Genomic DNA, 26,817 nt, shown 5'->3' on the forward strand with positions numbered 1-26,817 from the left:
ATATATTGAAATGGGGAGCGGAACTTGAAGACGTTCAAAAAGGTATACATCGAGATCACAAGCGTCTGCAACCTGGCCTGCAGCTTCTGTCCGCCCACGGAGCGGCAGAAGAATTTCATGAAGCTGGAGACGTTCAACACCATTCTTGATGAGATCAAACCGCATAGCAATCATATCTATCTGCATGTCAAAGGCGAGCCACTGCTGCATCCGAAGCTGGGCGAGCTGCTGGATGCCGCACATGCCAAGGACTTCAAGGTCAATATTACGACCAACGGCACGCTGATCCGTAAAGCGGGGCCGAAGCTGCTCGGCAAGCCGGCACTGCGGCAGATGAACTTCTCGCTGCACAGCTTCGACGGCCATGCAGGCTCGGAGAACCGTGAAGGTTATCTTACAGAGATCATCCAGTTCGTCCGGGAGATCTCCGCCCAAGGTGTCATTGTCTCGTTCCGGCTCTGGAATCTGACGGAGGACAACCGGACGAATCTGGAGAAGGAGCGCAACCGTGAGACGCTGGCTCTGCTGGAGGAGGCTTTTGGACTGGGCTACAGGATCGAGGAGAAGGTCGTCCCCGGCAGCGGCGTGAAGATCGCCCCGCGTGTGTACCTGAACCAGGACCACGAGTTCAGGTGGCCGGCGCTGCATGAGCCGGAGGATGACGGGAAGGGCTTCTGCCATGCGCTGCGCAGCCAGGCGGCGGTCCTGGTAGACGGCACCGTTGTGCCGTGCTGTCTGGATGGCGAAGGGGTGATCAACCTCGGCAATATTCATGAGCAGCCGTTCTCCGAGATTGTCGAGGGGGAACGGGCGAATAATCTGTTCTATGGCTTCTCGCGCCGGGAAGCTGTTGAGGAGCTGTGCCGTAAATGCGGCTACCGGCAGCGGTTCGGCACCTAGCCGGAGCGCGGAGCCGGAGTGGGGGATGGTGTCGGTGCATACCGGCAAAGCAGCAGGGTGATGCTACTGGGAAGACAGAAATATTTATAAGGCCGGATCATACGAAAAGAGGGAATAGATGCCTACTATACTTGTTGCAGACGACGATGCGAATATCCGCGAGCTTGTCTGCCTATTTCTGCGCAATGACGGATTCGATACCGCTGAAGCGGCAGACGGGCAAGAGGCGCTGGCGGTCTATGCCAGAACGCATGTGGATCTGGTCATCCTGGATATTATGATGCCGGTGATGGACGGCTGGGCGCTATGCAAGGAGCTTCGCAGAGCAGACCCGGAGCTGCCGCTGTTAATGCTGACGGCGAAGGGGGAGACCTGGGAGAAGGTGAAGGGATTCGAGCTGGGAACCGATGATTATCTGACTAAGCCCTTTGATCCGCTGGAGCTGACGGTCCGGGTCAGAGCCTTGCTGAAGCGCTCGGGAATCGGCAAGTCGCATACGATCCGTATCGGAGAGGTAACGCTGGACCGGCAGACCTACAAGGTGATGAACGGGACAGAAGCGCTGTCCCTGCCGCTTAAAGAGTTCGAGCTGCTGTATAAGCTGGCCGGAACACCGGGGCAGGTCTATACCCGCGAGCAGCTGATCGACCAGATCTGGGGCATTGATTACTCGGGGGATGACCGGACGATAGATGTACATATCAAGCGCCTGCGTGAACGGTTTGCGGCTTCGCCGGATTTTCGGATCGAGACTGTCCGCGGTCTGGGATACCGGATTGAGGTTACTGAATGATCAAGTCCTTATATACCCGTGTGGTCCTGACTTATCTGATCTCCGTAATTGGGGGGACAGTGATCTCCTTCAATCTGGCAATCTGGATATACAAAGATGAATTGAACGAGAACCTGCAGTTTCAATTGCTGCGCTTCGCACAAGATGTCGTACAGATCTATGATGCCTTTCCGCTGACGGAAGCTGACAAGTTCGTAAGCGGCATGAAGCAGCTTGAGACCTATCATGTGCGGATTTACGATGCGAACGGCGGGGTTCAGTCTTATGGCGGTCCAGAAGGAATGAAGCTGGAGACCGTGACTGAAGCGCAGGTGCAGCAGGTGTTGGCAGGCGGAATTGTGCAGGTCAATCCGTCAGGCATCTCCATCAGCCTGCTAGGGATGCAATTAACTACGGATACGGGAAAAAAAGCATTGTTCGTAGAGCCGGTCGGTCCCCCCTCCTCCGCTTTTGTGCTGAAATGGCTGGTGAATTTCGTGGTGTATTCGCTGGTCTCCGGGAGTCTCGTGATCTTGGTGGCGGCCATGTTCGTGGTCCGGCCGATTAAGAAGCTGACCAACGCGACGCGCAAGATCGCAGCCGGGGACTTCAACGTGAAGCTGAATATCAAGCAAAAGGGAGAGCTGGGCGCCCTCGCGCGCAGCTTCGAGGAGATGACGCATGATCTGCAGCAGCTGGAGCAGATGCGCCGTGACTTCGTGTCGAATGTATCTCATGAGGTGCAGTCGCCGCTGACCTCCATCTCCGGCTATGCCCTGGCGCTGAAGCAGATGAATATTCCTGAGAGTGAACGGGGCCGCTATATCGATATCATCATCGGGGAAGCCGAACGGATGTCCAAGATGAGCGACAGCCTGCTGAAGCTGAGTCTGCTTGAATCGCAGTCCCAGCAGCTCCGGTTCACCACCTTCAGCCTGGATGAACAGATCCGGCGCGTGATTGTTGCTCTTCAGCCGCAATGGTCGGCCCGGCGCATCAACTTCGATCTTCAGCTGACGGCTGCCACGCTGACGGCGGATTATGACCTGTTGAGCCAGGTATGGACGAACCTGCTGGGCAACAGCATTAAGTTCTCCGGGGATGGGGGAGTAATCAGTGTCCATACGAAGCAAGATAATAAAAGTGTAACCGTTCGTGTATCCGACACCGGCATCGGGGTCGCTCCCGAGGACCAGAAGCGGATCTTCGAACGCTTCTTCAAGGCGGACCGCTCCCACAGCAACAAGTATAACGGCAGCGGGATGGGGCTGGCCATCGTGAAGCAGATCGTCCTGCTTCATCAAGGCGATATCCGGGTCGAGAGTGAGCTAGGCGCAGGCACAAGCTTCATTGTAACGCTGCCGCTGAATACACCGGCAGATTAGATTATTACACCGTTCATCCACCGTTCATATTACCGTCACGGAGAGTACATTTTCATTATATATACTATCCTTAGCACTTCATCAAGGCAGTACATCCGATTCATAAGGACAGGTGATTGTATAATGAAAAAAGGACTCAGAATCCTGCTAAAGTCTATAGCGGCATTGTTGATTGTGATCGTATTGTTTTTTGCCGTAGTATTTGTGGTCAATATCATCAGCAGCAAAGCGGAGCTGAAGAAGATTGATCAGTACGGGCAGCTTGTGCCAGTCGATGGCAAGAAGATGAATGTACTCATCCAGGGATCGGGTGAGGAGACTGTGGTGTTGCTGACGGGGTATGGCACCGGGGCACCGGCGCTTGATTTCAAACCGCTGGTAGACGAGCTATCTCCTAACTACAAAGTAGTCGTGGTGGAGCCGTTCGGCTATGGCTTAAGTGACCGGACCGATAAGGAACGGACCTCGGACAATATCGTCAGTGAGATTCATGAAGCATTGCAGCAGCTTGGAATCAAGCGTTACACCCTCATGGGGCATTCCATCGCCGGAATCTACGGGCTGGATTATGTGAACAAGTATAAGGATGAAGTGACGGCCTTTGTGGGAATCGACAGCAGTGTGCCGAACCAAGGGGGCTTGGACGATGAAATACCGGTGGGAACGCTTAAGTTCCTCGACAAATCCGGCATTGTGAGATTGTTCCAAAAGATAGGCGGCGACCCGTATGCCGGGCTTTCGTTCGACGAGCATACCAAGCAGCAGATGAAGATGATCGCCACCAAGAACTCAAACAATGACACTGTCGTGAATGAGAGTAAGTATTTCAAGGAGAATTTCACAGCAGCCCAGGCGCTGACCTTCCCCAAAGAGCTTCCGCTGCTGCTCTTCGTACAGTCAAATAATACCGATGTTGAGGGCTGGATGCAGCTGCATGAGGAACAGGTGAAGGATTCCGTGTACGGTAAGCTGGTGCCGCTCAATGGCGGACATTATCTGCATCATACGCTGTCCAAAGAGATTGCCAAGGATTACAGAGAATTCATGGCAGGTGTGAAATGAGAGGAATCTGATTCCCGGCCAACTATCTGATACAATTGAACAAGAGCTCTTCGCAGCCGCAGGCTTCTATAATAGAAGCTTGCGGTTTGTTCCATTCCGGGGACACTCTGATTCAAACCTGAAGCACATGGGCTATTGTATATAGATTGCTATTACATAGGGAGGTATGCAAATGCTGAAATCATTACGGGCTATAGAGGCGTATCGTGAAGGAGAATGGCCTGCCGGAGAAGGCTATCCGTGGCTGGAGTACATCGTGCAGGCAGAGCAGACGATTGTGAACCTGGAGCGGGTAGAATCGCTGCAGTCGCTTGCGCAGCAGAATCCGGTGCTGGATTATGTAGAGCGGAGTCTGCGGGTGCTGGACAGTCTGCCGCTGTCGTATTGGATCAAGGAGCTGGCTGAGGAGACGCTGATCTGGTCGGAGACGGCTAAGGGCGGGACTCTCCGGCAGCGGCGGAGCTGGCAGGAAGAGGGTATTAATATTTTCGTTCATAATATCGGCTCCGCAGAATTGTACCGGAGGTATGCAGAAGGGATGAAGCAGGACGAGGCAGGCTCTGCGGAGAAGAGACGGGTCATACATACGCTGATCGAGACGCATGGGCTGATTGGACAGCAAATCCGCGGCGAGGTTCCGCCTTCCGTCAATCTTCCGTTGTCCGCACTGGTGGAGCAGGGACTGCTGGGCGCAGAGGAGCTGGAGCGGCTGCTGTTCGCACTGAATCACTGCATCATTGCTGCGGTATCCCCGGAGCTGTGGCAGGAGGTCCGCCTGCAGGTCATGGAGCTGATTGCTGTAATTGCTTCAGGGAATCTGCAGCCTGAAGTCCCGATGAAGGAACGTCTGCGGAGAATGCGCGCCGGGTCCATTGCGCAGGGGGAGGATTACGAGACGGAGTGGGACGGGTTGGTGCAGGAGGGCTTCCTCCCAGCTGCGCTGGAGCCGCTGCAGCCTGCCACCTTCTGGTATGTGGAATCGGCGCTCCAGACCTTCTCGCTGGAGCAGTTCCTGAAGGTCATGAGTCTGGTGGCCGGCAGCGGCCCGCTTCAGCTAAGCCATCTGAGCCATCTGAGCTTCGAGGCGGTCATGAACAGTATTCATTATGACTATAAGGGCAGCAAGAAGATCAACGTCTATAAGAAACGGATTATTGAGAAGTATCTCTCGGAGCTGAGCTGGGAGGAGATCTACAGCGGCGTGAAGCCTTCCGGCAGCAACCCGCATCTTACGCACAGGCTGCGGGGTAAGGAGCATCTGCCGGATACGCTGTTCTTCCAGTTCGAGTTCTCAGCAGCAGCGGAGAAGCTAATTGAGTTCTGTATGGAGGCCGAGAAGTCAGCGCTGTATGAACGGGCGGTCCTGCTGCTGTTCGACCTGTTCGATCTGCGGCGGGACGCTTTCGACCGCTTCCACAATGAGGATACGTACTTAAGCCAGATGAATGATACGGCTGACTATAAGGCAGTGATTCTGGACTACGTTACCGGAGGGAAGGTGCTGGACATCGGCCCCGGCGGCGGGGTGCTGCTCGATCTGATTGAGGAGCGGATGCCGGAGGTGGTGCCAGTGGGGATTGATATCGCAAGCAATGTGATCGAAGCGCTGCGGCAGCGCAAGCAGCGGGAGGACCGCCGCTGGGAGGTGCTCCAGGGCGATGCGCTGAACCTGAAGGATTACGTGGAGCCGGGCACGGTGGACACGGTGATTTTCTCATCGATTCTGCATGAGCTATACTCCTATGTGCCGCTGGACGGCCGGAAGTTCAATCATGGCACGGTGGCGGCAGCGCTGACCAGTGCCTTCGATGTACTGGCAGATGGCGGGACGATCATTATCCGCGACGGGATTATGAGCGAGCCGGAGGAGGAGCGGCGCAGAGTGCGGTTCCTGGAGGCGGACGGGATGGCGTGGCTGGAGCGGTACGCGAAGGATTTTGCCGGACGGAATATCCGTTATGAACAGCTGGGCGAATACGAGGTTCTGATGCCGGTAAACGATGCGATGGAATTCCTCTATACCTACACCTGGGGGGAGGAAGCCTACATTCATGAGGTTCAGGAACAGTTCGGCTACTTCACACCTTCGCAGTACACCGCATTCATTCAGCAGACGCTGGGGGACCGGGCCAAGATAGAGGTCTTGCGTCATTACCTGCAGGAGGGCTACACGGAGGCGCTGGAGAACAGAGTGGTTATGATGGACGATAACGGGCAGGCGGTGCCTTTGCCGGACAGCACCTGCTTTATTGTAATTCGTAAAGACGGTGGGAGGAATTCCGTGCTTGCTGGCAGGTAATGGGGATGTAGTGTTAAGTAACTTGCCTATACTCTAATGCTCAACGTTTGGCTATTGCACTTTGTGCAATAGATGTCTCTGAAATCGACGGGAAAGTAGCTTCTATTGCACTCTATACAATAGAATTCGCCGGAAATGGCCTTCTGGAGCCTAAATCCAGTAATCTACTGTATGAAATACAATAGAATGCGTTCTAGGGCAATATAGAGCGGAATCTATTGCAGAAAATGCAATCAGGGAACACAAGAACACAACGGAGTGGCCATCGCCGCGTCCACTCCAGTGCTGAAACCCATCTTATGTAATTAAAAGGCTGTCCCGCGTAGTCATATTCATGACTTATGGGACAGCCTTTTGAGTTATAAAGTATGGTTATACTTTGAACTTGCTCGGCGTTATTTAAGCGTGATGATCAGCTCGCTGATTTTGCCGCCTTGTACCTTGAATTCATGGGTGAACTGCTGCGGGGCGGGAACACGGTTCTTATTGAACTCCCCCTCCATCTCAGCGGTCACTGCAATGCGGCCCTGGATTTCTTCAATTTCCATAATAGTAAAGCGGACCTTAGCAGAGAATAGCTCGGATTCTGCCCAAGCCGCTATAGCCTCTGTGCCTTCGGCCGACTTCCCGTTATCCTTCACGGTAGCGCCGGGTGCGAACAATTCGATCAGAGCGTCAGGCTGGTATTGGTTCACTGCATTGTAGAAGTCCTGTACCTCAATTGGCAAGGTTACATGCTGATTCATGAATATCTGCCTCCTGTAAGTAGATTAGTGGGGAACGGCATGTCCACCGGAATGAGCCATTAGGCCACCGCTGAAGCGGCAGGTGCCGTGGTCATCCATACCCTAACTTAAACGTATCCGGGCAACCGTAAGCAGGAAAAAAGAATGGGGCGGGGTCCAGCCTACGGATAAAGCTGGTTCTGCCCGGTGAAGGGACTGGCGTCCTTTCGGAATTCTGAGGGCGAGCAGTTCATGACTTTGCGGAACACTTTGATGAAGTAGCTGACGTTGTCGAAGCCGACATCCATGGCAATATCGGAGATTTTGCGGTCTCCCTGCTTCAGCAGGGCTGCGGCCTGGCGGACCCGGTAGGAGTTGATGTAATCGACGGGCGTCTTGCGGGTCATGCTTTTGAAAAAACGGCAAAATTGCCCTTCGCTCATCGGAATCAGCCCCGACAGGTCTCGGGTGCGGATCGGCTCCTGGTAGTTGTCTTGGATATAGAGAATTACCCGCTTCAGGCGGTCAATCTTCGTGGGCTCCGCGCCTTCGGACTGGCTGTGGTTGACGAAGCGCCCCGGCTGCGCAATCTGCGAGAGCATAATCAGCAGGGTTCCTTTCATAAAAGCTTCGAATCCGGGCATTTGTTGCTCATACGCGTTCATCATCCGGTTCAGATGCACCAGCAGCTCCGCCTGCCAGGGAACAGAAGGGGTGAGGTGGCGCGGAAAGCTCTGGCGTTTCTCCTGAAGCGGCAGAATAACACTCTGCTGGATAGTATCATATTGGGCGCTGGCCAGCAGGTCGGGGTGGAAGACAAGGGCGCAGAAGCGGCAGGGGGTCTCCGTAAGCGCGTATGAGGCATGGATATCCCCTGATTCAATGAACACGGCCTCACCCGGGCGAAGCGTGAAATAGTCGGTGTCTACCTGAAACAGAATCTCGCCTTCCAGCAGCAGGAAGAACTCGGCTTCCTCATGCCAGTGGGTGTCCAGGACATGCGCTCCGGCGGGAAGGTCGATCCAGTAGGCAGCCAGGGGGAACATGACATCCCCGTGTTCGCGGTCTTCTTTGAGCAAGCGCTGCGAGGTACGGTCCATTAGGGGCCTCCTTGTCTGATGACGTCAAAATAGTGTTATAAATAAGCTATATATTATTAGTTTTGAGCTTTTATTATCGGTATAATGCAACTATATACACCAAATCGAAGGGTGGCAAGTGCACATATGAAATTTACAGACGGCTTATGGCTGGTTCGTGACGGAATTACAATCAATGGTGCAGTGCAGAACTATGTTGTAGAGAAAACAGAGGAAGGCCTGACCGCCATCACGCAGACTACACCCATCACGGGACGTTCGGCGACACTCAACTCCACACTGCTGACGGTGAAATTCCACTCCCCGCTTCCGGGCGTGGTAGGAGTCAAAATTATTCATAACGACGGCGTGATTCCACGCGGACCTTCGTTCGAGCTGACTGAGGGAACCGGCGATCATGTGGAGATCGAGGAGACAGAGACGCAGACAGTGCTGATCAGCGGCGGACTCCGTGTGGTCATTAACAAGGGCACCCACTGGTCGGTGGACTTCTACCGCGGGGACGAGCGAATTACCGGCAGCGGTTACAAGTCGATGGCCTACATCACGGATCAGGACGGCAACACCTTCATGCGTGAAGAGCTGGACTTAGGCGTCGGCGAATTCGTGTATGGTCTGGGCGAACGCTTTACGGCTTTTGTCAAAAATGGCCAGGTGGTGGATCTGTGGAACAAAGACGGCGGTACAAGCTCCGAGCAGGCGTACAAGAACGTTCCGTTCTATGTGACGAGCAAGGGGTACGGTGTATTTGTGAATCAGCCGGAGCTGGTATCGTATGAGATTGCGTCTGAGAAGGTGAAGAAGGCCCAGTTCAGCGTAGCCGGAGAGAGCCTGGAATACTTCGTGATTGAAGGACCGACGATTAAAGAGGTCATCACGAAATACACCTCCCTGACCGGCAAGCCTGCGCTGCCTCCGGCCTGGACCTTCGGCCTGTGGCTGACGACTTCGTTCACTACAGATTACGATGAAGCTACGGTGAACTCCTTCGTGGAAGGGATGGCGGAGCGCGATCTGCCGCTGCATGTGTTCCACTTTGACTGCTTCTGGATGCGCGAATATCAATGGACGGATTTCCAGTGGGATTCCCGTGTGTTCCCGGACCCGGTGGGGATGCTGAAGCGTCTGCACGACAAGGGGCTGAAGATCTGCGTATGGATCAACTCCTATATCGGACAGCGCTCCCCGCTGTTTGAAGAAGGCCGGAAGAACGGTTATCTGCTCAAAAAAGCCAACGGTGACGTCTATCAGACGGACCTCTGGCAAGCGGGAATGGGACTGGTCGACTTCACGAACCCTGCGGCTTGTGAATGGTATGCCGGTTACCTGCGCGACCTGGTGGATATGGGCGTAGACAGCTTCAAGACGGACTTCGGCGAGCGGATTCCGACGGATGTGGTATACTTTGACGGCTCCGACCCTTACAAGATGCATAACTATTATACCCAGTTGTATAACAAGGTTGTATTCGAGGTGCTGGAAGAGAAGCTCGGCAAAAATGAAGCTGCCGTGTTCGCACGCTCCGCTACCGCTGGCGGCCAGCAGTTCCCGGTTCACTGGGGCGGCGATTGCTATGCCGACTATGAATCCATGGCAGAGAGCCTGCGCGGCGGCCTGTCGCTCGGCCTGTCCGGCTTCGGCTTTTGGAGCCATGACATCGGCGGGTTCGAGAACACCGCTCCGGCGCATGTCTTCAAGCGCTGGCTGGCCTTCGGCCTGCTCTCCAGCCACAGCCGTCTGCACGGCAGCACCTCGTACCGTGTGCCTTGGGCGTATGACGATGAAGCCGTGGACGTTACCCGCTTCTTCACCAAGCTCAAGTGCAGCCTGATGCCGTACCTGTATGATGTAGCCGGACAGGCACATGAGCAAGGCTGGGCCTCGATGCGGGCCATGGTGATGGAGTTCCCGGAAGATCCGACCTGTGAGGTGCTGGACCGCCAGTACATGCTTGGTGATTCCCTGCTGGTCGCTCCGATCTTCCAGGAGAACGGCGAAGTGAAGTACTACCTGCCGGCCGGACGCTGGACACACCTGTTAAGCGGTGAGACCGTACAGGGCGGAGCATGGCGCAAGGAGAAGCATGACTTCTTCAGCCTGCCACTGTTCGTTCGGCCGAACACTTTGCTGGCTGTGGGCAGTGAGGACAGCCGTCCGGATTATGATTTTGCCGATGGCGTGAAGTTCGGCCTGTACTCCCTGGAGGACGGGAAGTCTGCTGCAGCGACTGTGCGTGATATCCACGGGGCTTCTGAGCTGAAGGTGGAAGCGGTTCGCAGCGGCAGTGCTGTAAAAGTAACTGCCGAAGGCAGCGGCAAAGCATTCACCCTGGCGGTGAAGGATCTCGGCGCTATCGCTTCCGTGGAAGGTGCGGAGCAGGTAGATGAGACTACAGTGAGCGTGGGCGCGGGCGAGAAATCCGTATCGTTCACGATTACGCTGAAATAAGTGAACTATAGACGGAATTAACACACACGCAAGACTGAATTAACACAACTATAGCCGAATTAACACACCTGCAAGACTGAATTAACACAACTATAGACCGAATTAACACACCTGCACGCTGGCTTAGCCTATGGCGGCCCTTAAGTAACCAAGCTCTCTGATGACAGGGGACATTAGTCTCCTGGATCGGGGAGCTTTTTGGGGATTGGCGGCGATGGGGAGTGCAATGGCGCACACGATGAGCCACAACGGGCTAATTGCTGCCAGAAATGCAACAATCCCCGCAGCAGGAGCAGGGCTATGGCGAATTGTTGTCAAAAATGCAGCATTTCAGCTTCCTTGGGCGAATAAGCGGCGAAATTCCTGCATTTGGTGCAACATTGCACCGAAATAGCGAGTTTCACAGGCAGCAGTGTTGCAGATAGTGCAACATTAGAGGTTTCGAACGAGTGCTGAAGAAGTGCTAAAGGAGTGCCGCCAATGGAGTGCTGAAGGAATGCTGAAGGAATGCTGGAAGGGTTGCCAAGTTACTGTCGAGTTAAGTTACTGTACAGCATCAGCCGCACCAACCCACAAGCCCGCCAGCCCATCAGCCATAGAAGAAGCACCAGAATAAAGGAGTCGATGACTATGAACAATATTGAGGGTAGAGGGACAGTGAATATTGGAGAGGAGGACTGGGGGAAGGTGGATAGTGGGGAAGAGAGTATCGGGAAGGCGGGCTGCACTATGGAGAACAAGGAGAACAGGCCAAACGGAGTACTGAGCCAGCCGGAGTTCAGCTCGGCCACCGCGCTGTCTACAGCCGCCAACTATATTATGAACGCGCCGGAGCTGTTCACCCATACGTACCGCACCTATATCCGGCTGCGGGAGAACGGGAGCCTGACGCTGAAGTTCTGGCACAGCAATGCGGTGGATTCGACCTGGGACCTGGGCGCGGATGCGATAGCCAGTGAACCGGGCGGCGAGTGGAGCATCGAAGCGGCATATGTTGCCGATGGCGGAGCCGCGCCGGATGGCAGCATTGTGCCGGGCTCGCAGGTGCCGGTTACCTTTGGCGGCGAATTGTCGCGGCGAGTGGAGCCGGGTGAGCAGTTCTGGAGCGACGAAGCGCTTCTGGAGCTGCCGGAGGGCCATATGCTGGCCTTCACCTGGACCTTGAAGACGGCTGGCGCAGGCAAGTCATTCCCCTTCAATGTGGAGGGAATGCTGGTCTCCGGCTACGATGTGCCGGGCACGTTAGCCGCCCAGGAGTCGGCCGCCGGGTTCAGCGAATCGGATAAGCTGCAGGTGCTTCCAAGCTTCCTGGGCTACAAGAAGGATGGAACGAAGAAGCTGGTTTTTCTGGGTGACTCGATCACGCAAGGGGTACGGACTGCCAAGGATCAATACACACACTGGGCGGCAAGAATTGCGGAGGGGCTGGGCACAGAGTATGGAGTGTGGAATATCGGCTCCGGCTGGGGCCGGGCTTACGATGTAGCCACGGACGGTCCCTGGTTGCATAAGGCGCAGCAGGGGGATGAAGTGCTAATCGTGCTGGGCGTGAATGATCTGGATATCGGCCAGCGCTCGGCAGATGAATTGCTGGGGGACCTCGCACACATTATCTCCCGGATCAAGGAAGCACAGCCGGAGGCAACAGTAATTCTCAGCACCGTGCCACCTTTCAATTTCGAGGGCGAGCGTGAGACCCATTGGCGTAAAGTGAATGAATGTATCCGCATGAGTCCTCCGGCCGGAGTGGACCGCGTATTCGACATGGCCGCCGTCCTCTCAGTTCCGGCTCCTGCAGATCACCGGATCAAGCCGGAGTATATGAGCGACGAGTTCGATCCGCACCCGAACGGCGCAGCCGGCAAGGCAGTGGCGGCGGCTTTTCTGGCGTGGTACAGAGGTTAACGAAATTTAACAGCAAACGGACGGCAGCAGTTAGTAGAGCATCAGAATTAAACAAGTGAGTTCATTCCATAAATGAGGTAAGGGATGAAGCTGCGAATGAGGTAAGGGATGAAGCTGCGTTCGTAGCGAAAAAACAGGAATAAGTGTATTCTGTGCAACTAAAAACAGTGAAACGGATGGACTTCCTCTTCTAATTGTATTTTGTGCAACTAGATTTGCCCGGATGGACGAAAATCCAGGTATAGGGGTATTTTAATTGCACGAACTACATCTAAAGGGAGATTTGGCGGCATATCGGACGATTTAGTTGTACGAATTACAATTAAGCCTCCCCCTTGTCCCCTAATCGGGGGGAGGTAACCACTCAGCAAGCCATTAGTTAAAGTAATTTTCACACGTTTAGAGCTGATGAGCTACTAGTAGAGCATCAGCTCTTCATCTGTGGATGGCTGAAGAGCCATGAAGGACTTAAAGGGTGAAGTAACCGGAGCAAATGTAGGCGAAAAACCGAACACAATGCACCGTCGCGAGGGAACACGGCCGAATGTAGGCGAAAAACCGAACACAATGCACCGCCGCGAGGGAACACAGCCGAATGTAGGCGAAGGCAGAGCTTAATGCTCCGCCTGATCCCGGTAGTCTTTCGGCGAATGGCCGGTGTGCTTCTTGAAGACCTTGCTGAAGTATTTGACGTCGTGGAAGCCGACCATTTCCGAGATCTGGGCCAGCTTGAGGCCCGGATTCTGCATCAGCAGCTTGGCCTTCTCGATGCGGACGCTGACAATGTAGTCGGAGAAGTTGATGCCGTATTCCTGCTTGAACCGGCGTGAGACATACTCGCGGCTGACCTGGAATTTGCCCGCCATCTCCTGAAGGGAGAGGTCGGAGGGGTAATTCTGCTCAATGTATTTTACGATCTCCGTCATCGGGTTCCGCTCTTTCTGCTGTCTGTCCGTGAGCGCCCGGGATAACTGCTGCATGAAGGCAAGGGACCAATCGCGCCAGGCGAACAGGGAGAAGGAATAGCCGCTGGGCTGCGGAGAGGGGTTCTGCTGGTCCCCTTGCTCAAGCTCAGCCAGCACGTTAGCCGCCTGGCTGCCAAGCGCCTCCCGGACCAGCCGGGAGCGAAGCAGCAGCGCATCGGCCCTCCAGTCGTTCAGCATCTGCGGGGTAACCACCCCCCGGCGGCTCAACTCCTGGGTCCAGTGCTGCGCTGCTGCGGTCAGGGCCTCGGGCGTCCCGCTGATGACTGCCATCCGCCAGTCCTCCTGGACATCGGCGAAGCTCAGCGGGACTGCGGTCTCCCGTTTATCGCGCGGCTTCCCGCCGGGTATCGTCCCCGGCTCCCTGCCCGTCACTGCGCCAGCACCATTGCCAGTCACCCACCCCGGCCCCGCACCCGCACCTGACTTCCGGCCAGTCACCTCGCCCGTTCCCGAGCCAGTCAATCCGCCTGTCGCCGCACCCGCACCTGACTTCCGGCTCGTCACCTCGTCCATTCCACTGCCAGTCACTCCGCCTGTCACCGCACCCAAGCCTGGCTTCCCGCCCGTCATCACACCCACATTAGTCTCCCCGCCTGCCACCGAGCCCGCTCCCATGCTTGTCCCCGCGCCCGGCAGCGCCTCCTCTCCCGCAAAATGGCAGTAATCCTCATGCCTGAGCAGATTCCGCCGCAGCAGCGCTTCGGCGGCTTCGGCGCGTCCCGCCGGCAGATGCGCGGGGAAAGCGCCCGGCGTGCTGATTCCGAAATGCATGCGGAATTGCAGCGTCAGGAAGATGCCCTGATTCATCCGGCTAATCAGCGAAGTGACGGATTCATGCGGCTCCCAGAGCAGGATGGCAATCTCCGGCGGCCCGCCCCAATAGCGGAAGGCGATGCCCGTGCCCTGCTGCTGCAAAAATTCGTTGCAGATGTTCACGATGGCATAGTAGAGCAGCTCGCTGTCACCGCCGAAGCGCCGCAGCAGCGGATTGTTGCCGCTGTCCGTCTGCACGAGGAGCAGACGCGAAATCTTAATGTCCGGCGGAATGATGCCGTCATGGATCAGGCGGCGCAGCGAGGCCTCGGCATTCACCTTGTCGTCGATCAATGCGGACAGCAGCTTCTCCCCGAAGATCGGCTTGATCTCATTCAGCCGGAGGTTCTGGTGCTGGCGGTGGCTGCGTTCCGCCTCCTCGGCCCGCCAGGCGGATACTGCTTTGGAGACCGCGCTGTTAATCATATCCGGGTCAATCGGCTTCAGGATATAATCGATGCCGCCATGGCGGACGGTCTGGCGGACGAAGTCGAAATCATTATGCCCGCTGACCACAATGAACTTGGTGCTGCCTGCGAATTCATCCACCCAGGTCATCAGCTCCAGGCCGCTCCCGGACTCCATCATCATATCCATAATGACCAGCGCTGGCTTCTCCTGGCGGATTAGACCGATGGCCTCATTGCCGTTACCCGCCTCCAGAATCTCCTCAATCTGATGGGCCTCCCAGTCCACCAGCAGGCGGACGGCCTTCCGGACTCTTGCTTCGTCATCTACAATCAGTGCCTTCATATCCGTTCACTCTCCACTACAATATCGATTTCAAGGCGGATGATTACCCCGCCTGTCTTCAGATTATCCACGGTCAGCAGGGCGTTATCGCCGCAGACCAGCCGCAGCCTGGCCAGCACATTGCCGAGGCCGATGCCCGCGCCCGGTGCATCGCGTCTGCTGGGGCTGTCCTGTCCGGCATTCTGCAGGAGCTCCCGTTCTTCAACGGTGCTGGACTGCTCCAGCTCCTTGCGCAGCGCCTCCAGCCGTCCTGCCGGAATCGGGAGGCCGTTGTTGGCGATGCTGATCTCCATCCGCTCCGGGGTTAGCGCGGCCACGTTAATCTCCATGTATCCGTCCTGGCGGTCAAGCTGGAAGCCGTGCTTGAAGTAATTCTCCACAATCGGCTGCAGGATCATTTTGGGCATCAGCGCCTGAAGCAGCGGCTCCTCCACCTCACAGCGGAAGCTGAACTTGTTCTCAAAACGCTCCTTCTGCAGCTGGATATACGCTTTGACATGATCCAGCTCATTCTGGACCGTCACCACCTTCTCATCATTGTACATGCTGTAGCGCATCATTTTGGCCAGAGCCGACAGCAAGCCGTAGATCTGCGGCACCTTCAGCTCCAGGGCCAGCGTACCGATAATCTGGAGAGTGTTGTTCAGAAAATGCGGATTAATCTGGGACTGGAGCGCCCTCAGCTCATTGGTCCGGCTCGCCAGCTCCAGTCTGTACTCCCGCAGAATGAGATTGTTGATCGTATCCATCATACTGCGGAAATGCTCGGTGACTACCCCGATCTCATCGTTACCTGCCGGGCGGATCTCAATGTTGAGATTCCCGGTCTGGACCTGATTCATATACCGGGTCAGCTGCTTGATCGGCGCGGTAATCCGGAAGGAGACAAGGATCGTCAGAACAATGATCGTTACCAGCAGCAGCGCCAGCAGCAGAAGGTTGATCGCGGCGGCCTCCTTGGCTTCGCGGAACAGGTAGGAGACGGGAATCTGCTTGACGAGCGTCCAGCCGAGGCCGATGCTGTCGATTTTTTGATAGATGAATACAGAGCTGTCCTGTTCAAAATAACCCTGCAACTGCGTACTGTCCGCAATCTGAGTGTTATACCAATCAGCATTCAGCGGTTTGCCGAGCAGCCCGGAATCATGGCTGTAGACCAGCCTGCCGCTGCTGTCCACCAGGTAGAGCTTCTCCTGATCCTGCTCGTACAGCTGGTCCACAATCTCACTGAGGGCAGCCAGCTTCACATCAATTGACAGATAGCCTAGCGCCTGCGAGGTAGGGATACGCTCAATTCTGCGGTGCAGCGTAAAGACCGGCTCCGGTATAAACTGCGTTAAGGGCAGCCTTAGCCCGTAAGCATTGCTCAGATGTGTACTCTGCACGCTTACCGGTGAGCTTCCGCTCAGACTGGACTGGTGGTAGGGGGCATTAGCCAGCCAGCGCTTGGGTGTTGTATTGTCGGTAATCAGCGTAGCCTTCGAGTCTTTCACACTGTATAAGTACACCTGTGAGAGGTGGGGCAGCGAGGTGGAGATATAGCTGAGCGAGTTATAGATGGCAATATCGGAGGACAGATCGTCGTACCCGGCTTCCAGCAGCCGGTAGAAATCGCCGTCGGAATAAACGTTCAGCGATAGACGGTTAATCTCCTGCAGCAGACTGTTAATGTTCTTGTAGCCCTGATAGAGCAGATTCTTGTTCTCATCGACCGCCCGGTCCCGCAGCGACTTGGTGGTGTGGGAATAGCTGACATACATCGTAGCCATAATGCAGATTAAGGTGGGCACAAGCAGGAAGACAATCAGCTTCGTGCGGATACTGGTCCATTTCATGGGGCGGGTCACATCCAGGTCAATATTTTACACCCTAAAGATCACTTGCGTAGGTGTAAGAGGCTCTGCAAAAAACAGATAATATCTTTAGATCATAAACAAGTGAGTGAGTAAAAGAAAGGGGGGCCATACATGCGCGGCAATAAATTGTCCCAATTTGGTCAGCAGGTATTTTTCGTTGGCCCGGCATTATTGTTTTTTACCTTGATCATGATTGTTCCGTTTCTGATGGGGATGTACTACTCCTTCACGGATTGGAACGGCGTATCCGGTAATGTAAGCTGGGTCGGCTTTGAGAATTTTAAAAGTATTTTTACAAATGATCACGATTTCTGGTCATCCTTCTGGTTTACCGTTAGATTCACCGTGCTGGGTGTGATCTTGACTAACGTAGTAGGCTTCTTCCTCGCCTATCTTTTGACCAAACCCTTGAAGACACGGAATATGCTCCGGACCATTTTTTTCATGCCGAATGTGATCGGGGGCCTGCTGCTCGGGTTCATCTGGCAGTTCATCTTCATCAAAGGCTTCGCCACTATGGGCGATCTTACAGGCCTGTCCTTCTTCAACCTTCCTTGGCTCGGGGATGCGACCACCGGCTTCTGGGCAATTGTCCTGGTCTTCATCTGGCAGTCCTCCGGCTATCTGATGGTCATCTACATCGCTTCGCTCAGCAACGTCTCCAAAGAGGTGCTTGAAGCTGCCGAGATTGACGGCGCCTCCCGGATGCAGGTGCTGCGTAACATCATCCTTCCGCTGATTATGCCTGCGGTTACGATTGGCCTGTTCCTGGCGATCTCCTGGTCCTTCAAGATGTTCGACCTGAACCTCTCGCTGACCAAAGGCGGACCGTTCAAATCGACGGAATCTGTAGCGATGAACATCTATAACGAAGCCTTCCTGAACAACCGTTATGGTCTGGGTACGGCTAAGGCGCTGTTATTCTTCCTCATTGTAGCGCTGATCACTGTCATTCAGGTTCGTATAACGAAGAGTAAGGAGGTAGAAGCTTAATGAATGCCAAGACCAAAAGCAGATGGAATATCGGCATTGAAGTGATTATGATCCTTCTGGCGCTTTTGTTCCTCTCTCCGTTCTACTTCCTGTTGGCGAATTCGGTGAAATCCTTCGGCGAGATTCTGAGCGACGCGGCAAGCTGGCCGCAGAGCTTCATGTGGTCGAACTATACGAATGCCTGGAAGCTGGCCCGGTTCTCCGAGGCCTTCCGCAACTCGCTGATTATTACGATCATCAGTGTAGCGCTGATCTCGCTGTTCAGTGCGATGGCGGCGTACCGCATGGTGCGTGCCAATAACCGGTTCAACCAGATTCTGCTGCTGCTGATGGTAGCGGCGATGGTGGTTCCGTTCCAGACGATTATGATTCCGATCTTGAAGGTTGTGAACGTCCTGGGCGTGAATAACTCCTTCACAGGTCTCATTATCTCCCATCTCGGCCTCAGCATTCCGATGGCGATCTTCCTGTTCCACGGCTTCATCAAGTCTGTGCCGCTGGAGATTGAAGAGGCGGCCACGGTGGATGGCTGTAACCCGATCTCCGCGTTCTTCCGGATTGTATTGCCGCTGCTCAAGCCGATGCTGATGACCATTATCGTGCTCAATGCGCTGGGAATCTGGAATGACTATCTGTTGCCGTCTCTGATTCTTCAAGCACCCGGACTGCGGACGATTCCGCTGGCGACCTTCTCCTTCTTCGGCCAGTATACGAAGCAGTGGGATATGGCGCTTCCGGCACTGACCATCGGGATTGCCCCGATCGTCATCTTCTATCTGTTCATGCAGCGTTACATTGTTGAGGGAATAGCGGCTGGCTCGGTGAAGGGTTAATTCACCGGGCTCCCGTTCCACATAAGAAGCAGTTAAATTATTCAAGGGGGAAATATCTAATGAAGAAGAAACATTCTGCACTGATGATGTCATCCGTAATGCTAATGTCAGTAGTGCTCGCGGCTTGTGGCGGCAATGCCGATAAGTCTGCCTCAAATAATGCTTCTAATGGAAGCGCTGGCAACAGCGGCGCTGTGAAGACGGTTAAGATTTTCCAGTTCAAGACCGAGATCGTGGAAGGCCTGAATGAGCTGAAGGTGGAATTCGAGAAAGAGCATCCTAACATCAAGCTGGATATCCAGACGGTGGGCGGCGGCGCAGACTATGGTGCAGCGCTGAAGACCAAATTCGCTTCCGGCGATGCTCCTGATATCTTCAGTAACGGCGGGTATGCTGAAATGGCACTGTGGCAAGACAAACTCGAAGACCTGTCCGACCAGCCTTGGGTGAAGGATCTGATTCCACTTGCAGCAGAACCTATGACCAAGGACGGCAAAACCTACGGGATGCCAATGAACCTTGAAGGAATCGGTTATGTATACAACAAGGACCTGTTCGCCAAGGCCGGGATTACAGAGACGCCAAAAACCATTTCCCAGCTTGAAGAAGCAGCTAAAAAGCTGCAGGCGATTGGCGTAACTCCGTTCGGCAACGCTTATCAGGAATGGTGGCTGCTGGGGATTCAGGGGATTAGCGTAGCTTTTGCCCAGCAGGATAATGTGGATGAATTCATCAAGGGTCTGAACGACGGAACTGCATCCATTGTGGGGAATGAGAAGTTCAAGGATTGGAGCAACTTGCTGAACCTGACAGTAAAATACGGCCAGAAGAATCCGCTGACCACGGATGCTAACACTCACCTGGCGCTGTTCGCCAAGGGCGAAACGGCTATGATGCAGGAAGGCAACTGGGCACAGACCCTGGTGGATAACATTACGCCGGACATGAACATCGGGATGTTCCCGATGCCAATCAACGATGATGCGGCGATGAACGATAAGCTGTCGGTGGGTGTTCCGGCGAACCTGGTAGTGAACAAGGAATCCGGCTCCAAGGAAGAAGCGAAGACGTTCCTGAACTGGCTGGTCACTTCGGATATGGGGAAAGAGTATATCGTGAAGAAATGGAAGTTCATTCCTGCGCTGTCCACCATTCCGGCAACCCCTGAGGATATCGGTCTGCTGGGTGCGGATGTCTGGAATTATGTAAAAGAAGGCAAGGTCTACGGGCTGCAGGCGTCCAAATTCCCTGATGGCGTTACACAGGAATTCGCCAGCTCCATTCAGGAATTGATTGCCGGCAAAGTGGATGAAGCCGGCTGGGAGAAGGGCATGCAGGCTGCCTGGGATAAGCTGAAGAAATAATCTGAAAGGGAACAGATTGGATAGAGTGGTTTGGCCGGGACGCTCATGCCCATCTCAGTGAATGAGGTGAGGCGGGGCGTCCTTTATGGTTTTCGGCTAACTGGTGATTGAGGTATACTCGAATCAAAGTCTTGTACATTACGATAAGAGGGAGCTGGGCACAATTCGGGAGCGGAATGATTACAGCAACGTGCAAATCGGTGTCGACTATTATCCTGAGCATTGGGACGAGTCCATGTGGGAGAAGGATATCAAATTAATGAAGGAAACCGGGGTCAAGGTTGTCCGGGTAGCGGAATTTGCCTGGAGCCGGCTGGAACCTTCGGACGGCAGCTTTGACTTCGCCTGGTTGGACCGGGCGCTGGATTTGTTCCATGCGTACGGGATTCAGATTGTGATCGGGACGCCTACAGCAACACCGCCGCGTTGGCTGACCTCCGCTTACCCGGATGTGTTGCCTATACTCGCGGATGGCGGCGTCTTCCATCCGGGCGTGCGCGGCCAGCGCTGTTATAACAGCGCTTCCCTGCGGAAACATGGCGGCCGGATTATTGAGGCGCTTGCCCGCCAGTACAGCAGCCACCCTGCAGTTATCGGCTGGCAGACGGATAACGAATTCAGTATGCTGGATTGCCGCTGTGACAGCTGCAACCTGGCGTTCCGGGACTGGGTTCAGCAGAAGTACGGGACGCTGGAACAGCTTAATTCGGAGTGGGGAACCGTGGTCTGGAGCGGAAGCTACAGCAGCTGGAGTGAACTGACAGTTCCTTATGGCGCTTCACCTTTTCAGAACCCTTCGCTGCTGCTGGACTTCCAGCGGTTCCAATGGGATTCAGTGATTGCGTTCCAGAAGTCGCAGATTGATGTGCTGCGGGCGATCTGCCCACATCATTTTATCACCCATAACTTTCACAGTTATCCGCAGCGGCTGGACATGCACGGGCTGGCAGAGGAGCTGGATGTGGCGGCCTTCGATTACTATCCGAATCCTTCGCCTAAGAAACAGGCCACTGCACCATACAGCGGGGCCTTATCCCTGGATCTGACCCGCGGGATTAAACGCCGGGGCTTCTGGATCATGGAGCAGCTTAGCGGCCCTCCGGGCTGCTGGTTCCCGATGTGGCGCACTCCGTATCCCGGACTGATCCGTGCATATGCCTGGCAGGCGATTGCCAGAGGTGCGGATACCGTGGTGCATTTCCGCTGGAGAAGCGCAGCCGCTGGAGCAGAGCAGTTCTGGCACGGCCTCATCGACCACAGCAATGTGCCCGGGCGGAGATTTGCCGAATTCGGGCAGCTGTGCAGTGAGGTGAATGCTCTGGCTCCGCTGTTGGAAGGGACACTGGTCATGAGTCAGACGGCTATCCTGTATTCGCACGAGCAGTTGGCTGCGCTGCGGATTCAGCCCCAGGCGGAGGGGCTGGACTATTATGATAACATCAAGCAATATCACCGGGCGTTAACCAAGCGTGGCATCAGTTGTGATGTGGTGGACTGGCGTCAGCCGCTGGAGGGCTACAAGCTGGTTATCGTCCCGAGCCTGTACCTGCATGATGAAGAGGCGGCACAGGCGCTGGAATCCTTTGCGGAAGGCGGCGGCACAGTCATTCTGATGAGCCGAAGCGGTGTGAAGAACATGAATAATATCTGTGTAATGCAGCCTCTTCCCGGGCTGTTCTCACGTGCTGCCGGCATAACGGTGGAGGAGTATGATCCGGTTGGAGACGAGGTTCATACGCTCCGTGATGCTGAAGGGAATCTGTATGCATGCAGCCATTGGTGCGACATTCTTTGTCTGGAGGGAGCGGAGCCGATCGCCTGGTATGAAGATGATTACTATGCCGGAGTTCCTGCGGCTACACTGAACCGCTTCGGGGAGGGCAAGGTATATTATATCGGAACCGATCCCGGGGAGGATTATTGGCTGAAGCTTTTGGGTGATATCGCGCTGGACGCAGGGCTTGAGCAGTTCGCGGCATTACCGGAGGGCGTTCAGGCCTTCAAGCGTACAGGAGAGAACCGGGAGCTGCTGTTCCTGCTGAACCTCAGCCGGACGGCTCAGAGCATCCGGCTGGAGAAGCACTACCGCAGCGCGCTAACCGGCAATCTGGAGACTGGAACCGTCATGCTTCCGCCTTTTGCTGTTCAGATTTTGCAAGCTGTAAGCTCTGGCCTGCAGGAAGCTGGAGTCAGGCAGTAGGGTGACGTCTCTTCTCCTGCATGCGGGAGGCCAGGGAGACCACAGGAGCTTTCGGCTGTGGCTTCCGTCTTTCGGCCTGCTGCTTCTGCGCCGCCATAAGCTCCTCTTGGCGGAACCGGCTTAGGAGGTCATGGACAGTTCTGATTTCACTTGTACCGATAGCTATTTCTATGCCATCCGGATTACCGGGCAGCTGGAACTTCCACTTTTTGTTTTCCACTGCTCTCACTCCTAGCCATTTTTTAGTCGGGGTCTCGCATTCCTGTTATATTTCCATCATAAACGGTGTATCGGATCATGTATAATGAAGGGAAATGATGGAGGCCATCACTGCGGCTGATGGGTGATCCGGGGGGAGCGATACGGCGTGGATACGGGTCTTCTCAAAGTATTTCTGGCGGTTGCCGAAGAAGGAAGTATCTCTAAGGCAGCCCAAAGCCTGAACTATGTGCAGTCCAATGTAACGGCAAGAATCCAGCAGCTGGAGCAGGAGCTGAAGACTCCGCTGTTCTACCGGCATAGCCGGGGAATTACCTTGACCTCGGCCGGACGGACGTTCATGGAGTATACGGTCAAGATTCTTAATCTGCTGGATGAGGCGAAGCTGGCGGTGCTGGATTCGCCAGTGCCCACAGGCTTGATTACCATCGGCTCGGATACGACGGCGGCAGTGCGGCTGCCTGCTATCCTGTCCACTTACCGAGGATGCTACCCGGAGGTGGAGGTGCAGCTGCAGGTCGGACGGGCGGGGGAGCTGATCGAGTCGGTTCTGCAGCATCAAGTCCAGGGGGCGTTTATGGACGGGCCGGTGGAGCACCCGGAGATTGTCCAGGAGCTGCTCATCCACGAACGGATCGGGCTGGTGATTCCCGATAGTATGGATTATCAGGGCATCCTCTCTGTTCATGACAAGACCCTGCTGATGCTGAATGCAGAATGCCTGTACCGGAACAAGCTGGAGAGCTGGCTGGCGGAAGAGGGCGGACGGCTGGGTAAGATGATGGAGTTCGGGACGATGGAGGGATTACTCGGCTGTGTAAGGGCGGGAATAGGGTATGCGGTGCTGCCGTTATCCTATTTCACCCGGATGAATGTCACGGAGGGGATAAGGATCTATCCGTTTCCCGAGAAGTATGCGGAGGTGCCGACGGTATTCATCCGGCGGCGTGACCTCTATATGACGAGCGCGTTCCGGGAGTTCATCGAAGAGCTGAAGGCAGGGCTGCCGGAAGCGGTGAGCGGGACAGACAGGATGCAGAACAGCAGCGGTCCTGTGGAGTAACGGGCAGCAGTGAAGTCATAAACGTAGGATAAGATCCTATATTCGTGCCGCAAAAGACGGATACCCCACTTAGGTGGATGGTATCCGTCTCTGTATGTTCAGGGGTTAGTGCAGCTTCCTGAACTGCTCCGGCGTAACCGCCGACTGCTTACGGAAGGTGGCTACGAAATGGCTGACATCGCGGAAGCCGACCAGCTGCGAGATGGCCTTAACGGTAAGCTGGGGATTCGCAACCAGCAGCTCCTTGCTCTTGCGGATGCGCAGCCGGACGAAATAAGCATAGGGCGATAGCCCGAAGGTCTGCAGGAACAGGCTGTTCAGATATCTGCCGGACACCTCAAGCCGGGAGGCGAGATCACGGAGGCCTACCTCGGGATCACCATAATGGCTGTCCATCCATTTCAGCAGCGGTTGAAGCTTGTCCACATTGCGGGAGATGGCCGTGTTGTTATGCAGCTGCCCGTATTTGTTCAGGGTCAGCAGGAAACGGTAGGCATCGCTGGATTCCCCGAGACTGAACATGTCATTCGAAGTATCGTGGCGGTCCAGCATCTCCTTCAGCATCGAGCTCAGCGGCGCCCCGCTCTCCCAGCGGTAGAACAGGCTGGTGTTCATCCCGAGCGAATCCAGAATATGCCGGGCTGAGGTCCCGCCGAAGGTGAGATAATAGGTGCGCCAAGTCTCTGAGGAGAGTGCTTCATAGCGGTGCGGTGTCCCCGGCATCAGCAGAATGCCGCTGCCCTCGGTGAGGGTGAGCTTCTTGTTGTCGAAGTGGATCATCCCATTGCCATGCGCCGTCTGCAGCCAATGATAGGTGTGATAGCCTTGCGGCCGGGAGACTTGTTCCTGATCAGGGTTATAACCCATACTGTCGAGGGTGATGGGGAGCAGCTGGCCGCTCTCCTGGGCGAATACGATTCTGCGGACGGTATCCAGTGACATTCCGGTTCATCTCCTGCTGTTCCATATTATTATATTTCAATTCATTAATATTATATTTATAGCGATTGAGGTAGCGATTAAAATAAGAATATACTTATACTATAAAGGATGTGCGTAGCGTGATCAACGAGAAATTACCTAAGATCTGGTACGGTGGAGATTATAACCCGGAGCAATGGGAGGCCCCGGTCTGGGCGGAGGACGAGCGGATGTTCAAGCTCGCGGGCATAGACGTAGCCACCATTAATGTGTTCTCCTGGGCGCTGATTCAGCCGTCTGAGGATACGTACGATTTCAGTGGTCTGGATGAGTTAATCGACCGCTTATATAAGAACGGCACATATGTATGTCTGGCTACGGGTACCGGGGCACATCCGGCCTGGATGGCTCACCGCTATCCGGAGGTAACCCGCGTGGATGTTCAGGGCCGGAAGCGTAAATTCGGCGGTCGCCACAACTCCAACCCGAACAGCGCAGTCTACCGCAAATACGCGGCCCTGCTGGCCGGTAAGCTGGCTGAGCGCTATAAGGATCACCCGGGCCTGGTAGCCTGGCATATCTCCAATGAATACGGCGGATATGATTATTCCGAGCAGTCCGAGGCGGCTTTCCGCGTCTGGTTGAAGGAACGTTACGGAACGCTGGATGCGCTCAACAAAGCCTGGAACACCCGGTTCTGGGGCCATACCTTCTATGACTGGGAGGAAATCGTTGTTCCGAATGAACTCAGTGAAGAGTGGGGCGGCAACCGGACCAACTTCCAGGGAATCTCTCTGGACTACCGTAGATTCATGTCGGATAGCCTGCTGGAATGTTACATTCTCGAATATAAGGCAATCAAGGAGCACAGCCAGGATATTCCGGTTACAACCAACATGATGGGCTTCTACCCGGAGCTCGATTATTTCAAGTGGGCGAAATATCTGGATGTAATCTCTTGGGACAACTATCCTTCCTTGGACACGCCGGTCAGCCATACGGCGATGACACATGATCTTATGCGCGGCCTGAAGAACGGCCAGCCGTTCATGCTGATGGAGCAGACGCCAAGCCAGCAGAACTGGCAGCCGTACAATTCCCTGAAGCGTCCCGGCGTCATGCGCCTCTGGAGCTATCAGGCGGTAGCGCGCGGTGCTGACACCGTGCTGTTCTTCCAGCTGCGGCGGTCCATCGGCGCTTGCGAGAAATACCACGGAGCGGTCATTGAGCATGTAGGGCATGAGCATACCCGCGTATTCCGCGAATGTGCTGAGCTGGGCCGGGAGCTGAAGAGCTTGGGCAGCGAGCTGCTGGATGCACGCAGTGCGGCGCAGATCGGGATTATCTACGACTGGGAGAACCGCTGGGCGCTTGATCTCTCCAGCGGCCCGTCTGTTGCACTGAAATATGTGGACGAGGTCCATAAGTATTATGATGCGCTCTATCAGCAGAATATTGAAGCGGATATGATCGGCGTAGAAGAGGATCTGTCGAGATACAAGATTGTCATTGCACCGGTGCTGTATATGGTGAAGCCGGGCTTCGCCGAGAAGGTCGAGGCCTTCGTCCAGGCCGGCGGCACCTTCATTACGACTTATTTCAGCGGGATCGTCAATGAGAATGATCTGGTTACGGTTGGCGGCTACCCTGGAGAACTGCGCAAGGTGCTGGGGATCTGGGCCGAGGAGATCGATGCCCTGCTGCCGGGCATGAGCAATGAAATCGTAATGAATAAGGAATGGGGGGCTCTGAACCGTTCTTATGCCTGCGGCCTGCTCTGCGACTTGATTCATCCCGAAGGCGCAGAGGTACTCGCTCAGTATGGTGCGGATTTCTATAAAGGTATGCCTGCCCTAACGGTGAACAGCTTCGGTGCTGGTAAGGCTTATTATGTGGCCACCAGCCCGGATGCGGCCTTCCTGCGCGGCTTCCTGGCTAACCTGTGCGCCGATAACGGCATTGCGCCGCTGGTCAGCGCGCCGGAAGGCATTGAGTCCGTTCAGCGTGTGAAGGACGGCGTATCCTATCTGTTCCTGCTGAACCATTCAGCAGAGGAGCTTCGTGCGGATATCGGTACCCTAGAGCGGACCGATCTGCTTACCGGGAAGAAGTTCAGCGGCTCCACTCCAGTTCCCGGGCGCGGAGTGCTGATTCTCTCAGACAAGCAGTAAGGCACGACAAAGCTGTCCCGAAGGCCGTTCATTAGACACGGCTGCTGGG

The 26,817-nt window shown here is 55.1% G+C and carries 20 protein-coding genes; 14 read left to right on the forward strand and 6 right to left on the reverse strand.

Going from position 1 to position 26,817, the window contains the following annotated elements; genetic code table 11:
* Window positions 1-24 precede the first annotated feature (24 nt).
* The 5 genes from MKY12_RS02835 (at window position 25) to MKY12_RS02855 (ending at window position 6,418) form a co-directional block, all read left to right on the forward strand.
* Entirely contained in the window at window positions 25-900 is an 876-nt protein-coding gene (locus MKY12_RS02835; RefSeq protein ID WP_339253732.1) for a radical SAM/SPASM domain-containing protein, read from the forward strand.
* A gap of 118 nt (window positions 901-1,018) precedes the next feature.
* Window positions 1,019-1,693: a response regulator transcription factor gene (locus MKY12_RS02840; RefSeq protein ID WP_036731256.1), complete on the forward strand. Its 675-nt coding sequence runs from the start codon at window positions 1,019-1,021 to the stop codon at window positions 1,691-1,693.
* On the forward strand, window positions 1,690-3,057 hold the full coding sequence (locus tag MKY12_RS02845; RefSeq protein WP_339253734.1) for a HAMP domain-containing sensor histidine kinase: 1,368 nt from the start codon (window positions 1,690-1,692) through the stop codon (window positions 3,055-3,057). Before MKY12_RS02840 ends, MKY12_RS02845 begins: the two co-directional genes overlap by 4 nt.
* A gap of 123 nt (window positions 3,058-3,180) precedes the next feature.
* Window positions 3,181-4,119 (forward strand): alpha/beta hydrolase, encoded by a 939-nt coding sequence (locus tag MKY12_RS02850; RefSeq protein ID WP_339253735.1) that lies wholly within the window; start codon window positions 3,181-3,183, stop codon window positions 4,117-4,119.
* 172 nt (window positions 4,120-4,291) lie between these two features.
* Window positions 4,292-6,418: a class I SAM-dependent methyltransferase gene (locus MKY12_RS02855; RefSeq protein WP_339253737.1), complete on the forward strand. Its 2,127-nt coding sequence runs from the start codon at window positions 4,292-4,294 to the stop codon at window positions 6,416-6,418.
* 395 nt (window positions 6,419-6,813) lie between these two features.
* Here the strand turns inward: MKY12_RS02855 and MKY12_RS02860 are convergent, their stop codons facing one another.
* Together MKY12_RS02860 and MKY12_RS02865 are read right to left on the reverse strand one after the other, a co-directional pair.
* The gene (locus MKY12_RS02860; RefSeq protein ID WP_339253739.1) at window positions 6,814-7,164 is read right to left on the reverse strand and encodes a nuclear transport factor 2 family protein; all 351 of its coding nucleotides are present in this window, start codon (window positions 7,162-7,164) and stop codon (window positions 6,814-6,816) included.
* 161 nt (window positions 7,165-7,325) lie between these two features.
* Window positions 7,326-8,243 carry an AraC family transcriptional regulator gene (locus tag MKY12_RS02865; RefSeq protein ID WP_339312834.1) on the reverse strand — a complete coding sequence of 306 codons (918 nt, stop codon included), beginning with the start codon at window positions 8,241-8,243 and terminating at the stop codon, window positions 7,326-7,328.
* A gap of 126 nt (window positions 8,244-8,369) precedes the next feature.
* Between MKY12_RS02865 and yicI the strand changes: the two genes are divergently transcribed.
* From yicI to MKY12_RS02880, 3 genes are all read left to right on the forward strand, one after another.
* Window positions 8,370-10,691, forward strand: a complete 2,322-nt coding sequence (yicI, locus tag MKY12_RS02870) for an alpha-xylosidase (RefSeq protein ID WP_339253743.1) — start codon at window positions 8,370-8,372, stop codon at window positions 10,689-10,691.
* A gap of 630 nt (window positions 10,692-11,321) precedes the next feature.
* Window positions 11,322-12,596, forward strand: a complete 1,275-nt coding sequence (locus MKY12_RS02875; RefSeq protein WP_339312836.1) for an SGNH/GDSL hydrolase family protein — start codon at window positions 11,322-11,324, stop codon at window positions 12,594-12,596.
* Window positions 12,597-13,055: 459 nt separating this feature from the next.
* Window positions 13,056-13,214, forward strand: a complete 159-nt coding sequence (locus MKY12_RS02880; RefSeq protein WP_339312837.1) for a hypothetical protein — start codon at window positions 13,056-13,058, stop codon at window positions 13,212-13,214.
* Here MKY12_RS02880 and MKY12_RS02885 read toward each other — a convergent pair.
* A complete protein-coding gene (locus tag MKY12_RS02885; protein ID WP_339312839.1) occupies window positions 13,211-15,148 on the reverse strand; it encodes a helix-turn-helix domain-containing protein in 1,938 nt (645 codons plus the stop codon). The genes MKY12_RS02880 and MKY12_RS02885 overlap by 4 nt on opposite strands.
* The gene (locus MKY12_RS02890) at window positions 15,145-16,983 is read right to left on the reverse strand and encodes a histidine kinase (RefSeq protein WP_339253749.1); all 1,839 of its coding nucleotides are present in this window, start codon (window positions 16,981-16,983) and stop codon (window positions 15,145-15,147) included. Before MKY12_RS02890 ends, MKY12_RS02885 begins: the two co-directional genes overlap by 4 nt.
* A 132-nt stretch (window positions 16,984-17,115) precedes the next feature.
* On the opposite strand from MKY12_RS02890, the gene MKY12_RS02895 reads away from it, so the two are divergent.
* The 4 genes from MKY12_RS02895 (at window position 17,116) to MKY12_RS02910 (ending at window position 22,394) form a co-directional block, all read left to right on the forward strand.
* A complete protein-coding gene (locus MKY12_RS02895) occupies window positions 17,116-17,997 on the forward strand; it encodes a sugar ABC transporter permease (protein WP_339253751.1) in 882 nt (293 codons plus the stop codon).
* A complete protein-coding gene (locus tag MKY12_RS02900) occupies window positions 17,997-18,830 on the forward strand; it encodes a carbohydrate ABC transporter permease (protein ID WP_339253755.1) in 834 nt (277 codons plus the stop codon). The genes MKY12_RS02895 and MKY12_RS02900 overlap by 1 nt, the downstream gene beginning before the upstream one ends.
* A gap of 59 nt (window positions 18,831-18,889) precedes the next feature.
* A complete protein-coding gene (locus MKY12_RS02905) occupies window positions 18,890-20,194 on the forward strand; it encodes an extracellular solute-binding protein (RefSeq protein WP_036731279.1) in 1,305 nt (434 codons plus the stop codon).
* A gap of 103 nt (window positions 20,195-20,297) precedes the next feature.
* Window positions 20,298-22,394, forward strand: coding sequence for a beta-galactosidase (locus MKY12_RS02910; RefSeq protein WP_339253757.1), 2,097 nt, complete (start codon window positions 20,298-20,300; stop codon window positions 22,392-22,394).
* Here MKY12_RS02910 and MKY12_RS02915 read toward each other — a convergent pair.
* On the reverse strand, window positions 22,384-22,614 hold the full coding sequence (locus tag MKY12_RS02915) for a hypothetical protein (RefSeq protein ID WP_076078884.1): 231 nt from the start codon (window positions 22,612-22,614) through the stop codon (window positions 22,384-22,386). The two genes, MKY12_RS02910 and MKY12_RS02915, sit on opposite strands and share 11 nt — an antisense overlap.
* Before the next feature lie 147 nt (window positions 22,615-22,761).
* Between MKY12_RS02915 and MKY12_RS02920 the strand changes: the two genes are divergently transcribed.
* Window positions 22,762-23,676 (forward strand): LysR family transcriptional regulator, encoded by a 915-nt coding sequence (locus MKY12_RS02920; protein WP_339253761.1) that lies wholly within the window; start codon window positions 22,762-22,764, stop codon window positions 23,674-23,676.
* A gap of 105 nt (window positions 23,677-23,781) precedes the next feature.
* Here the strand turns inward: MKY12_RS02920 and MKY12_RS02925 are convergent, their stop codons facing one another.
* Entirely contained in the window at window positions 23,782-24,618 is an 837-nt protein-coding gene (locus tag MKY12_RS02925; RefSeq protein ID WP_339253763.1) for an AraC family transcriptional regulator, read from the reverse strand.
* 119 nt (window positions 24,619-24,737) lie between these two features.
* Here MKY12_RS02925 and MKY12_RS02930 point away from each other — a divergent pair, with 119 nt between their 5' ends.
* Window positions 24,738-26,768, forward strand: coding sequence for a beta-galactosidase (locus tag MKY12_RS02930; protein ID WP_339253765.1), 2,031 nt, complete (start codon window positions 24,738-24,740; stop codon window positions 26,766-26,768).
* Window positions 26,769-26,817 lie beyond the last annotated feature (49 nt).

Origin of the sequence: Paenibacillus sp. FSL M7-0896, assembly GCF_037975415.1 — a bacterium.
GTDB classification, from domain to species: domain Bacteria; phylum Bacillota; class Bacilli; order Paenibacillales; family Paenibacillaceae; genus Paenibacillus_AQ; species Paenibacillus_AQ silagei.